The sequence below is a fragment of the Legionella sp. genome (assembly GCF_047605385.1).
Taxonomy (GTDB): Bacteria; Pseudomonadota; Gammaproteobacteria; order Legionellales; family Legionellaceae; genus Legionella.
Genome location: NZ_JASGFU010000018.1, coordinates 1 through 14,137, shown reverse-complemented (window position 1 = coordinate 14,137; position 14,137 = coordinate 1). Strand labels below are relative to the sequence as shown.

Sequence of the window (14,137 nt, the reverse complement as noted above, 5' to 3'; positions counted from 1 at the left end):
ATCTTGATGAAATCGCCCTGAGTGAATGGAGCATACTTAATTATGCTCAATACCAATTTTTAAAGTATCAGCAGAAAAAGAAACGGATTGATTCCTTGTCGAAAAAATTCCTATTCTCTTGGTAATATTTGCAAATCTTAGAGATGCATTTTTTTCGACAATTCGTGTTTCTTGAGATAATACCCCTATGATTTTAGCAGATTCTTGATAATACTTCTCAACGGTATTAGTAGTCATTCCGAGTTTAATCCTGCCGAATGCCCAATCAGCGATGAATTGGCCTTCGATTATGGCGTTATAAGAGATGGTTTGCAAATAAGTGTCTTCAAGTATTTTTTGCATTTTTTTAATATTCTTATGCCATGAGTTTAGTAAATATCCTTGTAAATAGGGTAAATTATCGGAGCATTTTTCCGTAAATAATAAAGCATGATTTAAATCATGAGGGATTCTAAAATTATAATAACTAACATTATCAAGTGTGAAATCAATTAATAGAGCCCAAACTGGTTTACCATCAGCAGTAACGTCTACAGTTGCTTTCAGAACATCTAATAAGGTTAGGTTATCCTTCAATTTAAGTTTTCCCTCGTCCATTGCTCTGGATAGGATATACCATTGAAGGTAATGAGAATATAAACCATGAGCAAGTGCCGTACCTCTTAAATATTGTTCTTTGAATAACCCTCCATTTCTAACGATGCTATTTGCATATTTTGTTGGAACAAAACCTGCAAAAATATATAATTCGTTTTGAGTTTCAATATTATATTTTTGTAATTGCATGCGTAAAAGAAACCGTAATGCCCCCTCGCTATCAGCAATTATGGGTGTGGTCTATGTAGGCACCTCTGGCCACTGCAGGCTCCCAGCGATTATTCCTTTGCCAGGTTTGAGATGAGAGAAATTGCAATTTAAAGAAAGTTGTATTTGTTTTAGTTGGTCATCTAATAACTTCAATAAATTAATACACAGATCCGTCTTCCCTAATAAAAAGCTCATTTGTTGAAACGCATCAATTAAAGCTTCTTGCCTTTCTTTAGAGGTACTATCCGAAAATAGTAAATTATTCGTACTGAAAGAAAGCTCATCCCACCCGGGATCACTTGCTCGTAATCGTTTAATTTCAGTAATCTTGCCAGGAAATAAATGAATGTTTCTTTCCTTTTATTCTTTGTTTTTTGATAAGGATCGGCACCATAACGCATGAGTGTCTGTACTGATGAGATATGCTCATAACTGGTTGCAATATACAACGGCATTTCATCAAAATTATTAACTAAATGAATATCTGCGTGAAAATTCAATAATATGTTGATGAATGTCGATGTTTTTGCATATTGAGCACTTAGGTGTAGCGCTGTATTATTATTCTTATCGCGAGCATTAACAGCAGCTCCTTTTTCAAGAAGCATCTTACCGATTTCCACAAAATCCTGTTTTGCAGCAATATGCAGTGGTGTGCCTTCTTGCAGCACACCACTATTGACATTAATCGTTTTATTTTCCAAAAGATGTTTTACTACATCAATTTTTCCAAAGAAAACAGCTGTCATCAAAGGAATATTAATATCCATCTCATATTCAAGTAAACATTCCAATATTTCCTTGTCAATTCTAATTCTTTCATCATAATGAATAATAGCTACCTGGAGTGCTGTATTAAAAACATTTTTTAACACGACATGAGACCTTGCACCCATTTGCAATAATACGCGACAAGCCAGAATATTTTTATGATTTACTGAATTATAAAGAAACTCATCCAGTAATAATTGCTTTTCCGTACCCAAAAGCTCTACTAAAATTTTTAAGGGGATATTATCTTTTTCCGTAAAAGATCCCCTCACAATTTTTTCACTTATATTATTCAGTTTAATGTTCAATAAATCTTCAATCATTAGAAATCATCATGTTAATTTAAAAAATTTAGCAATTAGAACTATGCTTTATTAAGCGATTAGAATTGTATAAAATTAGGGCTTCTCAGGGCAAGCACATCTAATAGCAAATACAAACTGATGATATCCTTATTCCACACTTTATGCGCGAAATCTAGTACCGAGCCTTGATATGGAATCTTATAGATACCCGTGTATAAAGCACGGTAAGTAGGCTGAGAGAAAGCGGTTATCTTGCTGACATTAGAACGATATTATCCAAAGAGGCTCACAACAGAGAGAGCAGGTAAGAGGTCACGGGGGATGGTGAATCTTAGCTGAACGCTGCTTAAACACTATCGCGATTGTAAACTGCCAATACAGTTTTAATTGCAGAACGTTGAGCAATATGATGATACCATTTCATTAAATGAGGAAATTGTTTGGTATCAATCGCTTGCTGGTAAAATTCTTGGAAACAATAAACCCAAGGCCATATAGCAATGTCGGCAATGGTATAATCCATACCACTCATGTAGTGATGATGCTGTAATTGTTTATCCATAACTCTCATCAAACGATTACATTCATCAGCATAACGTTTCATCGCATAAGGGACTTGCTCAGGCGCATAACGATGGAAATGTCCGAATTGACCAAACATTGGTCCAATATGTGCGGCTTGAAAAAAACACCATTGTAACACTGTATATTTATCCACCAAAGAAGTTGGCAAAAATTTGCCATGTTTTTCAGCCAGATATTCTAAAATAGCCACACTTTCAAATAAATAAAAATCCTTTTCCTGATCATACAAAACAGGGATTTTATTATTCGGAGAAATTTTTAAAAATTCCGGTGCAAATTGTTCATCAGCAGAAATATCGATTAATTTAAGTGCGTAGGGTTGCTCTAACTCTTCGAGCATAATCGTCGGCTTAAAACCATTAGGTGTTCCAAATGAATAAAGTGTATACATTTAATTTCCTTATTTTTCATACTACTACCTAAAGTATCATGATTCTCTATTTTTAGTCTATGCTTAGAAGAGAACAAGGAATCAATCATGAACTTAGATAAACAAGTGGCAATACTAGGAAGTTCTCGCACCCCTTTCGTCAAATCACAAACTCTTTACACTGGTAAACCAAATCAAGAATTACTAGGGATCGCCTGTGCGGATTTGATAAAAAAAACCAACATTGAAGGGGAGCAATTAGGTGATGTTATTGCAGGCGCGGTCATGAATCATCCCTTTGATTGGAATCTATCGCGTGAAGTCGTTTTAGGAAGTGCTTTATCACCAGAAACTCCAGGGTTAACTATACAGCGAGCCTGCGGTACAGGCCTTGAGGCAATCAATATTGTTGCTCTAAAAATTGCCAGTGGCGAAATGAGTTCAGGAATCGGTGGTGGTACCGATACGAACTCTGATATTCCATTAATTGGCCAACGTCGACTGACTCATTTCTTGATTAATTATCAACACGCTAAAGGCTTTAAAGAGAAATTAGCTGTACTGAAAAAATTTCGCTTCAACATGTTAAAACCGCTGCTGCCCGAGGTTCGCGAGCCTCGCACTGGCTTATCCATGGGTGAACATTGCGAATTAATGGTTAAAGAATGGCAAATTACTCGTCAAGCCCAAGACGAATTAGCACTACGCTCCCACCTTAATGCAGCTAAAGCTTATGATGAAGGATTTTATGACGACTTAATCGCATCAGTGAATGAGTTAAAACGCGATACCATTACTCGCAAAGACACCACGTTGGAAAAACTTGCTAAACTCAAACCTGCTTTTGACAAATCCGCAAGTGGCAGTTTGACTGCGGGAAATTCAACACCATTAACTGACGGTGCTTCGGCAGTTTTATTAAGTTCACCCGCTTGGGCTAAAGCTCATAAACTCGATGTCCTGGCTTACCTCATTGACTGTGAGGTAGCCGCAGTCGATTATGTGCACGGTGCAGGTTTACTCATGGCGCCCACCATCGCTGTTTGTCGTTTACTGGAACGAAATAAATTAAACTTACAAGATTTTGATTACTACGAAATCCATGAAGCCTTTGCTGGTCAAGTACTGTGTACTTTAAAAGCCTGGGAATCTTCTGAGTACTGTAAAAATGTGCTCAAACACGATAAACCTTTAGGCAGTATTGATAAAGAAAAAATGAATGTCAAAGGTGGAAGTTTAGCGTTAGGTCACCCCTTTGCAGCTACTGGCGGACGTATCGTAGGCGCTGCCGCTAAATTACTGGCTGAAAAAGGCAAAGGACGCTTACTAATCAGCATTTGTACTGCTGGAGGCATGGGTGTTGCAGCGATTCTCGAGCGCTAAATTAAACCAACATAATCAATAGGAGTGGCAGTCAGTACGCCAGAAACAACGTTAGTATCGAGGATAATCATTCAAACCTCAGCGGTTTGGCAGGTGTTTTGTCACGAATCTGAGTGAATACTTCGAAATCCTCATTTGGAGCATTACTGAATTCTTATCCATTAAAATAGTTGCTTAAAAAATCCTCATCGAAGGGTTGATTTGGAGCGGTAAATAATGATGCTTCTCCATTTTGAGAGATATTTGGATTCTTATCGATAGGTTGATCGAGAGCAATAGAAGAGGATTTTCTTAAAATAGTATGAAATACCCCATATCGATTAACTGATGTGTTGTCAGAAATATAATCTTGTCGGATCTGATCTGACGGTAGAGTGTTGCCTGGATTGTCTTGCAGTTCATCATTATCTAAAGAACAAGCACTTTCTTTCAATATATTGCTCGTTTGTATTTCATTTGAAGGCTCTTCAATCTGTATTGAAGCCAGGATACCATCAAAAATAAGCTGAGCCCTAATTGGATCCTTTATTAAACCTAGATTATATTGGTTAAGCTGCAACTGGTTATATAACTGTTCTGGTCTAAAGCAATTAATCACTTTAATAAAATTATCTTGACTTAATAAATTAACACCTCTCTGTTCTTGAAGAAAATTAAGTATTTGAACAATAATTAATGGATTTTGTCGTACTACTAATTGTGAAAAAACAGTTTGAAAATCAATTTCTAAATCTTCAAGCAGCTTGATAGCTTCGATTAATTTTGTAGGGTTGCTGTGATTAGAAATTTTATGAGAATCATTTATCAATCCTTTTTCCTGTAGTATATTGCGCGCATTAAGCAAACTATGTTGATCTGGCTCAATAGTACGTGAAAAACGTTTAAGACATGAGAAAAGTCGTCTTTGAAAAAACCATGTATGGCGTGTAAAGGCTTGCCTCATTTCTTGTTCATTTTTGTTTCCTGAAACCTTGGCTAACAAAGAACTTGGGAAAAACCATTTTTTTAATTTTATCAATTCATCGTAGTCTTTTTGCAATTGTTCACTAGGAGATAGATCATAAGAGGATACTTTGGACTTAGGCATAACTAATCCATTACAATTAAAAAAATGTATTGTAACATAATTGATGCCTAAGTTAAAATAATGAACAATTTGGTCTGTACAGTTGAGACCTACCCCAAATTTAAGATTTTATAAGTCGAATCATTTTTGTAACGGGCCTCTAAGCTTAAAATCCTTCAAACAGATATAAGACTTAAGCATTGATCGCTTGATATTTTTTATTGTTTGAAATAAAGCTTGAATAGTTCCCTTTAATTTTTTTTCTTAACATAGTACCACTCACGTCTTGCTTAATTTAAGAGTTTAGTTAATGATAAGGGAAGACAAATGGACTTTGTTGCCCATAAAAATTGTTAACCAGGTCAATCAATAAATAACACTCAATAATAAAGATTGGATTTATGGACATTCACTCCCTGAGCTCAACCTGGAAAACTCACTACGCTAATCGCCCTCAACGCAAACAAGCCCTGAAAGTCATTGGTGTACTGCTGATTTTGCTGTTAATGATTTTATTGTGTAAACGCTGCAATAATCTTGGTGACTCCAAGCCACAACCACCCCTATTGATTCGCAAACAACATACTATTTTTATTCCGAAAAACTCTCCTTTACGGGAAAAATTAGATGTTAAATCCGTAACTACCTCAAATGCTCCTCACATAGTAATACTGCCCGGCATTGTGGAAGCAAACCAAGCAGGGAATATTTCCGTGCTTTCTCCGGTTACGGGAAACATCCTCTATCTAAATACTTTTCTCGGTGATGAAGTAAAAAAAGATCAAGTATTAGCTGTCATCCAATCAGGAGGATTTGCCCAAGCATACACTGATAAGCTTAAAGCTCAAAGTGCATTAAAATTGACGGAAGAAGCCTTACAACGAGCACAAAAAGTGAACCGTGCCGGTGCAAATGCAATTAAAGACATCGAACAATTAAAAAACCACTACGTGCAAGCCCAAGCGGAATTACAACGTGCACAAGCTACCATTGATGCTTTAGGCACGGATAAAAATAATTCACTGCAAATCCAAGCCCCCATAGATGGCAAAATCATTGCTCTTAATTACGGCGCAGGCTCCTATATCAACGACAACACCATTCCACTATTTACTCTTTCCAATATTAATTCTGTTTGGATTACACTTTGTGTTCCAGAAAATCTCGTGCCCTTAATTGCTAAAAATCAGAAAGTAGATATTTCTTTTCAGGCTTATCCTAAACAAAGTTGGCCAGGCAAAATCGCCTTTATCAACCACATTTTGGATTCAGAAACTCGCTGTAATAAATCCCGAATTTTTCTAGATAATCCTGATGAAAAACTTAAACCCAATATGTTTGCTACGGTACACACTCAAATACCACAACCAGAACAAGTTATGGTTCCTTTATCGGCAATTCTGATGAATAACGATACCACCTCTGTCTATGTAGAAATCACCCCCTGGACTTTTACAGCACGAAGAGTCGTTTTAGGTGCTGAAGATAAAGACAAGGTTCGTATTATCTCTGGTTTGAATACAGGTGATCGCATTGTTGTGAGCGGAGGAATATTAATTAATGATTGATAGAATCATCACCTGTTGCTTTCAACGTCGCCATATTGCTTGGAGTGCAGCCATATTAATTGGAATTTATGGCTATATCTCTTGCACAAAAATGATCATTGAAGCATACCCAGAATTGGATGATGTCAAGGTTTCCATCACTACTCAAGTTCCAGGTTTAGCCGCTGAAGAAATAGAACAACAAATTACTGTGCCTTTAGAACGAGCACTCGTCAGTGTTCCTGATTTATCAATCATGCGCTCTAGTAGTACGTTTGCTTTATCACTAATCACTATGATTTTTAAAGATAAGACAACAGAATATTTTGCGCGGGCACGTGTATTGGAAATTCTAAGTAGCCTTTCCTTACCCGCAGGCATCCAACCCTCTATTGCTCCCTTAACCGGTTCTGGCAGTGAGATCTACCGCTATACATTGGAATCAAATACCAAAAACCTCATGGAGTTATCCGAAATTCAGCGTTGGGTAGTCATGCCTGGTTTAAAGCAAGTCTCAGGGATTGCCGAAGTGAATAATTTTGGCGGCTTTACCAAAGAATATCGTCTCATCATCAACCCTCTTAAATTACGCAGCTATAACCTTGCTTTAAATGATGTCAGCAATGCGATTAACAATAATACCACTTATGCTGGTGGAGGAAGGATTTCGCGTGGCGAGCAAAGTTATATCATTCGCGGCCTGGGACAAATTCATACTTTGGATGAATTAGGTTCAGTAGTTGTCACCCAGCATAAAGGAATACCCATCCTATTGCGTGACTTGGGAGATGTCCGTTTTGGCCATAAGGAACGTGAAGGAATTTTAGGTAAAAATCATAATCCGGACACCATTGAAGGCATCGTTCTTATGCGTAAAGGTGAAAACCCCGGCAAAATCTTAGAAGGCTTACATGCCAAAGTTGATGAACTCCAAAAACAATTAACACCGATGGGGGTGTTCATTGTACCCTATATTGATCGTGATGATCTGGTGCACTTAACCGTCCATAAAATCACTCATACGGTCATTGAAGGCATTCTCATGGTGTGCATTGTGCTCATGTTATTTCTGGGAAATTTACGAAGTGCACTCGTAGTTACCGTAGCCATTCCTGCCGCTTTAGCATCCGTATTTATTTTCATGAATCTCACGCAAATGCCTACGAATTTATTCTCATTAGGCGCTATCGACTTTGGTGTTATTGTTGATGGGGCAATTGTCGTTATGGAAACCATTTTACTTCGCCGAGAAAAATATCCAGAACTGCTGCTTTCAGCAGAAGAAACGTTAAAAGCAACCAATCAAGTGGCACGCCCCATTTTTTTTGCTACCTTAATTATTATTTCAGCCTATTTACCTTTGTTTGCGTTCGAACACGCTGAAGGCAAATTATTTACCCCCATGGCCTATACGGTGAGCTTTGCTCTTCTAGGTGCTTTGGTTTGTTCCCTAGTTTTAATTCCTGGCCTGGCTTATACCGCACTACGTAAACCGCAAAAAATCCGCCATAATCAAGTATTGGCCTGGCTCAATAACAAATACCGCCGTGCCTTGCGCTACTTACTTAAAACTCCCATAATTACTTATGTGATTGGCGTCATGATTTTAATTTTAGTGGTTATCTTAGGCATTACCGCAGGGCGCGAATTTTTACCTGAATTAGATGAAGGCGCTTTATGGCTACAAGTAGAATTACCTGCAGGATTGTCACTAGAGAAAGCCAACGAAATGGCAAAAACACTACGAAATGTCATCTTGAAACATCCTGAAGTCTCTTATGTAGTCACCCAACTTGGCCGTAATGATGATGGTACTGATCCCTGGACTCCTTCACATATTGAAGTCCCAGTAGGTTTAAAACCCTATTCACAATGGGCCAGCGGCAAAACAAAAAAGCAATTTATTGAAAATTTATCAGCAGAATTTGCGAAAATGCCAGGGTATACCATTGGTATTAGCCAACCCATTGTTGATAACGTCAATGATCTCATTGGTGGTGCTCACAGCCCTCTATCGCTACGCATTTATGGTAATAATTTACAAGAATGCCGACGCATTGGTAATGAAATAGTTGCCATTTTAAAAACCATCCAAGGAACTGCTTCTGCATCCCTCTTCCAAGAGCCTCCGATCCCACAATTAGTAATTACCGTCGATCGCGATAAAATAGCACGCTATGGTATTAACGTAACTGATGTTACCAATCTCATTCAAACCGGTTTTGCTGGTACTCCCATCACCACCATTTATGTAGAAAATCGTCCTTACGGTGCCACAGCTGTTTTTCCAAAACCGGATAAGAAAAGCATTCAAGATATAGGTAATTTATTTCTTAATAGTTCGTCTGGGGCTAAAATACCTTTATCAGAATTAGCACAATTAGAATACAAAACCGGTGAAAGCAATATTGCACATGAAAAAAGCCAACGAGAAGTAACCGTACGTATGGATAATCGCGGACGCGATCTCACCTCTTACCTGAACGAAGCCAAACGCCGTATCAGCAAAGAGGTCTCCTTTGACAGCAAAAAATATCGCTTGGAGTGGGCAGGACAATTTGAAAGTCAAGAACGCGCAGAAAAACGTTTGGTTTACATTTTAGGTTTGGTATTAGTGCTGATGAGCTTGCTCCTTTTTTTTGAGTTTCAAAAAGTGCATCTGGTGCTTCTAATTTTAGGCGTAGTCCCCATGGCTACTCTGGGGGGATTAGTCACCTTACACCTCACAGGTGAAACGTTAAATGTCGCCACCGCGGTTGGCTTCATCGCTTTATTTGGAGTTTCGGTCCAAAATGCGATTATCATGATTTCCAACATTCGTCGTATACGTACTACTTCGAAATCAATAAGCCGCGCGGTTGTTCATGGCGCAGCCGAACGTTTACGCCCAATCTTGATGACCGCAACGGTTGCTTCTTTTGGGATGTTACCTGCCGCACTTGCTACCGGAGTCGGTACTGACGTACAACGTGGTCTGGCAACAATCATTGTTGGCGGTTTAGCCATCTCTACATTACTGACACTTTTTATTTTACCAACCTATTATTATGCCTTGGTCCGCTTTATCGAACACGATAGGAGCAAACATCATACCTGGAGGAAAAAGTCTTGACGCATTCCTCATGTATGTCCCTATTGCGGATAATACTAGTACTCAGTCTGTGGCTACTGAATAGTTGTGCTGTAGGGCCTAATTTTAAAAGACCAGCACCCTCTTTGCCTGAAACCTATGCTGCCAAAATCAACAGCAAAACCATAGCCACCAATACTAAATTAGGTACGGCGCAAACATTCATAGCAACTCAAGATCTTCCCAAACAATGGTGGCGCGTTTTTAACTCATCTGCTTTAAACGATTTGGTCATTGCCAGCCTAAAGTGCAATCCAACAGTAACTGCCGCTCAGCACGCTTTACATGCGGCTCTTGAAACTGCATACTCAGCTCGCGGTGCTTTATATCCCACTCTCGCAGTCTCATTTCTACCAAGTCGGCAAAAGACAGCAGACCTTTTGACCAGCGTTTTGGCAAGTAATCAATACCTCTATTCTTTGTATACTGGACAAATTTATGTCTCCTATACTCTCGATGTCTTTGGCGGAACACGTCGTCAGGTGGAATCACTTATGGCGGATGCAGAAGCGCAACATTTTCAATTGGAAGCCACCTATTTGACCTTAACAGCGAATGTAGTCTCTGCAGCCATCCAAGAAGCGGGCTTACGTGAGCAAATCGCAGCAATCCATGCCATTATTACCAGCCAGAAAAAACTCTTAGCCATTGCCCAACAGCAATTCAAGTTAGGCGATAACGCACTGATTGATGTGGTAACACAACAAGCGGCATTAGCAGCATCTGAAGCAAGCTTACCCCCTTTACAAAAGCAATTGGCGATTCAACGCAATTTGTTAAATGCGTTAATTGGTCGCTATCCCGAGGATAAACGTACACCACGCTTTACTTTAAACTCATTACATCTTCCAAAAAATTTACCTCTTTCAGTACCTTCTGAATTAATTGAACACCGCCCCGATATTCGTGCAGCTGAAGCACAAATGCATTCCGCAAATGCGTTAATTGGTGTTGCAATCGCAAATCGGTTACCAAAGTTCACTCTTGATGGAACTAATGCGGGTACCGCAGCCACTACTATCGGCACATTATTACAACCGCAGACACGCTTTTGGGCTTTAGCAGGCATTATTGCCCACCCTATTTTTAATGGAGGCATTTTGCGGCACAAGCAACACGCAGCAAAAGAAGTTTATTGCCAAGCTGCCGCACAATACCGTAGCACGGTCATTAACGCGTTCCAAAATGTGACAGATACTCTCAAGGTTATTCAGTCTGATGCCATTGCTCTACACGCAGCAAATAAATCTGAACGCGCAGCTTTAACCAGTCTGAACATTTCACGCAAACAATTTGCTTTAGGAGACAATAGCCTAGTGGCCTTATTACTACTGCAACAAAACTATCAGCAAGCCAGACTAAATCTTATTCAAGCACAGACAAACCGGCTTGCAGATACAGTTGCTCTATTTCAAGCGTTAGGTGGTGGATGGCAGAAAACTTCTCTTGCAAAAAAGTAATCTCTCTTTATAACGCATTCAAGTTGTTACTAACTACTGCCACATTGTTCGTAAAAAGCCAATAAATTCCTTTACGTAATTCCCTATACATACTGTATTTAGAATCAACAAGCCCCACACCAACCTCTTGTCCATTTGCTTTTAATCGCTTTGCTAATTTGGTGGTCAATAATAAGTAATGACCTAAAACGCCACCATAATGATTGTCTAAGCTTAAATCACAAAAAGCAGTCATATTATTATGTGAGGCAACTAATAACATGGCAGACTTAGGAATGTGAGATAAATCGGCAAAGACGGAAGCCTCGAGCGTTAAAAGATGATAATCAGTGACTGCTTGCAATCCTTGTAAAATTTGGATTAACGCCATTTCACTGGTAAAAGGTTTTTTTAATTCGATAAATAAATGGACACGACCACCAAATTCAGCGACCACTTCAGCAAGCATTGGAATTTCTGGCACTTGTGCACGTAAGTCAGCAAAAGTTAAATGGGCAATGCGAAGATCAAGACCCCATAAACGTTTTAAAGTGGGATCGTGATTCACTACCAAAATGTGATCTGCTGTCGCATGCACATCTAATTCAATTCCCCAACAACCTGCTTTTGCAGCTAAGCGAAATGCAGGAAGCGTGTTTTCAATTATCCCTTGTGCATGATTATGAGCACCACGATGCGCAATCAAACGAACAGGATGCGCGGGATCTAATGATGGTTTAGATCTAGGCATTACGGCAAAAAAATTATCGATAATTTTTTCCAACAAAACAAGTGACATAGAAAATTTTCCTGGCAATAAATACTTTCATTCTAGGCAGCTTGTATTGAAAAGGCAAAATATCGCAATATGCTGTGCTATTTTCATTCATAACTATTCCATTAATAGGCCTAATTGTGTAAAAATAATGAGTTTTTTAAATCTACATATTAATTATAGAAACGGGTAGATTGTTACTGAGACCTGTATATGCCTTTAATTACCACAAATATGGATCTGGCTGTTCGTGATCTACATGCGGGGAAACCCGTTGCCATTCCGACAGAAACCGTCTACGGATTAGCCGCGATGATTAACAATGAACATGCGATTAAAGCGGTTTTTGCGATGAAAAACCGCCCCTTAAACCATCCTTTAATTGTGCATGTTCCAGTGCATTGGAACTTAAACGCGCTGGCAGTCGATATTCCTGATTATGTTGAGCCACTAATTAAAAAATTCTGGCCTGGCCCCTTAACTTTGGTATTGCGCTGCAAACCAAATCAAGTAAATCCCTTGGTGAATGGTGGTCAAACATCCATTGCTATACGCTGCCCAGCTCACCCAATTGCGCAAGAATTATTGGAACACTTAAAAGAGCCCGTGGTAGCCCCATCGGCAAATCCATTTGGCAAAATTAGTCCCACTACCGCTGTACACGTGCAAGAATCATTTCCTGATCAAGAATTAACAATATTGGATGGCGGTCGCTGCAATGTAGGTATTGAATCAACCATTATTGATGCTACCCATCCCGATCATTATCAAATTTTGCGCTACGGCCTTATTGATGAACAAGCCATTGCGAAAGTGATTGCCTTACCCTCACTCAATGAGTACAGCAATTTACGCGTGCCTGGAAAATTAAACAGCCATTATCAGCCCAAGAAAACACTGTACTATTTCCCAGACTACATAAGCCTTGAGCAATTCTGTATTAATGAGCCACGTGATGTGTATGTTATTGCCAGCAGACAACCCCAAGACGTCAATGACAATCACTTCCATCCCTTAGCAGAAAATCCAGAAAAAGCCGCGTTTGACTTATATTTCCAACTACGAAGAGCAGATGCTTCCAATGCGCAATGTATCGCTATCGAACTCCCCCCAGCTCAAAGTTTATGGCAAGGAGTGAGAGAACGCATTCTTAAAGCAGGAACGCCTTATTTTGAATAAGATTAAAATTCTCTCTATGTCTATGTCCTAGAGAGAATTCCTTGCCATTTCTATGAAAAATATTGACAGCCCCATAAAATATGAGTAACTTACGACCCAATGCCGAGGTGGTGGAATTGGTAGACACGCTAGCTTCAGGTGCTAGTGGGGGTAACCCCGTGGAGGTTCGAGTCCTCTTCTCGGTACCATTGATTAAGTTTAAAACACTTCGCAATGGTTCGTAAATACATGTAATGTATTGATTATTATTGAAATAATACTGACTTCTCTCTCTCAAATCTTTCTCAACTATTCGTTATTTTTCGTATATAACCGCAAGCACTTTGGGTAAGATCTTGGGTAAGATTTTTATTTCCTTTATTTTCCCAAGTTGCCGATAGTTGAGGTAACTGCAATGCTTTCAGATTCAAAAATTAAGTCATTAAAAATAGAAGACGGTAAACGTCACGCGGATAGGGATGGTCTGGTATTAGAAATAAGACCAAGTGGAAAAAAGGTATTTCTCTTTCGTTTTCAGTAGGAGAAGAAACCACAGACAATCACCTTGGGTAATTACCCAAACTTGAGCTTGGCTGATGCTCGAATCAAAACAACCTTCTATGGAAGTTTACTTGATAAAGAAATTGACCTAAGAAAAGGGGAAGTTAGCGAACAAACCAAACTTACTTTTCGTGAAGTGGCAGAACAATGGCATCAAAAAAAACACTCACAGATGGAAACCAGTTTCTAGGTTCTGTGAACAAAATTTTAATTAATTGAAAAGAAGGCAGTTTTATAGTG

At 38.9% G+C, this 14,137-nt stretch carries 12 protein-coding genes and 1 tRNA gene; 8 read left to right on the top strand and 5 right to left on the bottom strand.

What is annotated here, in order from left to right; translation table 11 throughout:
• Positions 1–36 precede the first annotated feature (36 nt).
• The 3 genes from QM652_RS05975 to QM652_RS05965 all read right to left on the bottom strand — a co-directional run bounded on the left by QM652_RS05975 (position 37) and on the right by QM652_RS05965 (position 2,859).
• Positions 37–825, bottom strand: coding sequence for a LirA/MavJ family T4SS effector (locus QM652_RS05975; protein WP_415073905.1), 789 nt, complete (start codon positions 823–825; stop codon positions 37–39).
• A 194-nt stretch (positions 826–1,019) separates the two neighbouring features.
• Positions 1,020–1,901: an ankyrin repeat domain-containing protein gene (locus tag QM652_RS05970; protein WP_415073821.1), complete on the bottom strand. Its 882-nt coding sequence runs from the start codon at positions 1,899–1,901 to the stop codon at positions 1,020–1,022.
• A gap of 328 nt (positions 1,902–2,229) precedes the next feature.
• Entirely contained in the window at positions 2,230–2,859 is a 630-nt protein-coding gene (locus QM652_RS05965; RefSeq protein WP_415073819.1) for a glutathione S-transferase N-terminal domain-containing protein, read from the bottom strand.
• Positions 2,860–2,946: 87 nt separating this feature from the next.
• Between QM652_RS05965 and QM652_RS05960 the strand changes: the two genes are divergently transcribed.
• Positions 2,947–4,221, top strand: a complete 1,275-nt coding sequence (locus QM652_RS05960) for an acetyl-CoA C-acetyltransferase (RefSeq protein WP_415073817.1) — start codon at positions 2,947–2,949, stop codon at positions 4,219–4,221.
• Positions 4,222–4,375: 154 nt separating this feature from the next.
• On the opposite strand, the gene QM652_RS05955 is transcribed toward QM652_RS05960, so the two are convergent.
• Positions 4,376–5,308, bottom strand: coding sequence for a hypothetical protein (locus tag QM652_RS05955; RefSeq protein WP_415073815.1), 933 nt, complete (start codon positions 5,306–5,308; stop codon positions 4,376–4,378).
• Between the two features lie 380 nt (positions 5,309–5,688).
• On the opposite strand from QM652_RS05955, the gene QM652_RS05950 reads away from it, so the two are divergent.
• From QM652_RS05950 to QM652_RS05940, 3 genes are read left to right on the top strand one after another with little or no spacing between them, the layout of a single operon-like run.
• Positions 5,689–6,855 (top strand): efflux RND transporter periplasmic adaptor subunit, encoded by a 1,167-nt coding sequence (locus QM652_RS05950; protein WP_415073813.1) that lies wholly within the window; start codon positions 5,689–5,691, stop codon positions 6,853–6,855.
• Positions 6,848–9,946, top strand: a complete 3,099-nt coding sequence (locus tag QM652_RS05945; RefSeq protein ID WP_415073811.1) for an efflux RND transporter permease subunit — start codon at positions 6,848–6,850, stop codon at positions 9,944–9,946. The genes QM652_RS05950 and QM652_RS05945 overlap by 8 nt, the downstream gene beginning before the upstream one ends.
• Positions 9,943–11,424, top strand: a complete 1,482-nt coding sequence (locus QM652_RS05940) for an efflux transporter outer membrane subunit (RefSeq protein WP_415073809.1) — start codon at positions 9,943–9,945, stop codon at positions 11,422–11,424. Before QM652_RS05945 ends, QM652_RS05940 begins: the two co-directional genes overlap by 4 nt.
• 7 nt (positions 11,425–11,431) lie before the next feature.
• Here the strand turns inward: QM652_RS05940 and QM652_RS05935 are convergent, their stop codons facing one another.
• Positions 11,432–12,202, bottom strand: coding sequence for a glycerophosphodiester phosphodiesterase (locus QM652_RS05935; RefSeq protein WP_415073807.1), 771 nt, complete (start codon positions 12,200–12,202; stop codon positions 11,432–11,434).
• A gap of 189 nt (positions 12,203–12,391) precedes the next feature.
• On the opposite strand from QM652_RS05935, the gene QM652_RS05930 reads away from it, so the two are divergent.
• From QM652_RS05930 to QM652_RS05915, 4 genes are all read left to right on the top strand, one after another.
• A complete protein-coding gene (locus QM652_RS05930) occupies positions 12,392–13,357 on the top strand; it encodes an L-threonylcarbamoyladenylate synthase (RefSeq protein WP_415073805.1) in 966 nt (321 codons plus the stop codon).
• A gap of 101 nt (positions 13,358–13,458) precedes the next feature.
• Positions 13,459–13,545 (top strand) — tRNA-Leu (locus QM652_RS05925).
• Between the two features lie 206 nt (positions 13,546–13,751).
• A complete protein-coding gene (locus QM652_RS05920) occupies positions 13,752–13,877 on the top strand; it encodes an Arm DNA-binding domain-containing protein (RefSeq protein ID WP_415073803.1) in 126 nt (41 codons plus the stop codon).
• Positions 13,878–13,919: 42 nt separating this feature from the next.
• Positions 13,920–14,087: a hypothetical protein gene (locus QM652_RS05915; RefSeq protein WP_415073801.1), complete on the top strand. Its 168-nt coding sequence runs from the start codon at positions 13,920–13,922 to the stop codon at positions 14,085–14,087.
• Positions 14,088–14,137: the final 50 nt, after the last annotated feature.

Bases quoted from the DNA above. Each gene is read 5' to 3' on its own strand.
- QM652_RS05950 (WP_415073813.1), top strand. From the start codon at position 5,689: ATGGACATTCACTCCCTGAGCTCAACCTGGAAAACTCACTACGCTAAT.
- QM652_RS05960 (WP_415073817.1), top strand. From the start codon at position 2,947: ATGAACTTAGATAAACAAGTGGCAATACTAGGAAGTTCTCGCACCCCT.
- QM652_RS05970 (WP_415073821.1), bottom strand. From the start codon at position 1,901: ATGATTGAAGATTTATTGAACATTAAACTGAATAATATAAGTGAAAAA.
- QM652_RS05930 (WP_415073805.1), top strand. From the start codon at position 12,392: ATGCCTTTAATTACCACAAATATGGATCTGGCTGTTCGTGATCTACAT.
- QM652_RS05955 (WP_415073815.1), bottom strand. From the start codon at position 5,308: ATGCCTAAGTCCAAAGTATCCTCTTATGATCTATCTCCTAGTGAACAA.
- QM652_RS05920 (WP_415073803.1), top strand. From the start codon at position 13,752: ATGCTTTCAGATTCAAAAATTAAGTCATTAAAAATAGAAGACGGTAAA.
- QM652_RS05935 (WP_415073807.1), bottom strand. From the start codon at position 12,202: ATGTCACTTGTTTTGTTGGAAAAAATTATCGATAATTTTTTTGCCGTA.
- QM652_RS05945 (WP_415073811.1), top strand. From the start codon at position 6,848: ATGATTGATAGAATCATCACCTGTTGCTTTCAACGTCGCCATATTGCT.
- QM652_RS05965 (WP_415073819.1), bottom strand. From the start codon at position 2,859: ATGTATACACTTTATTCATTTGGAACACCTAATGGTTTTAAGCCGACG.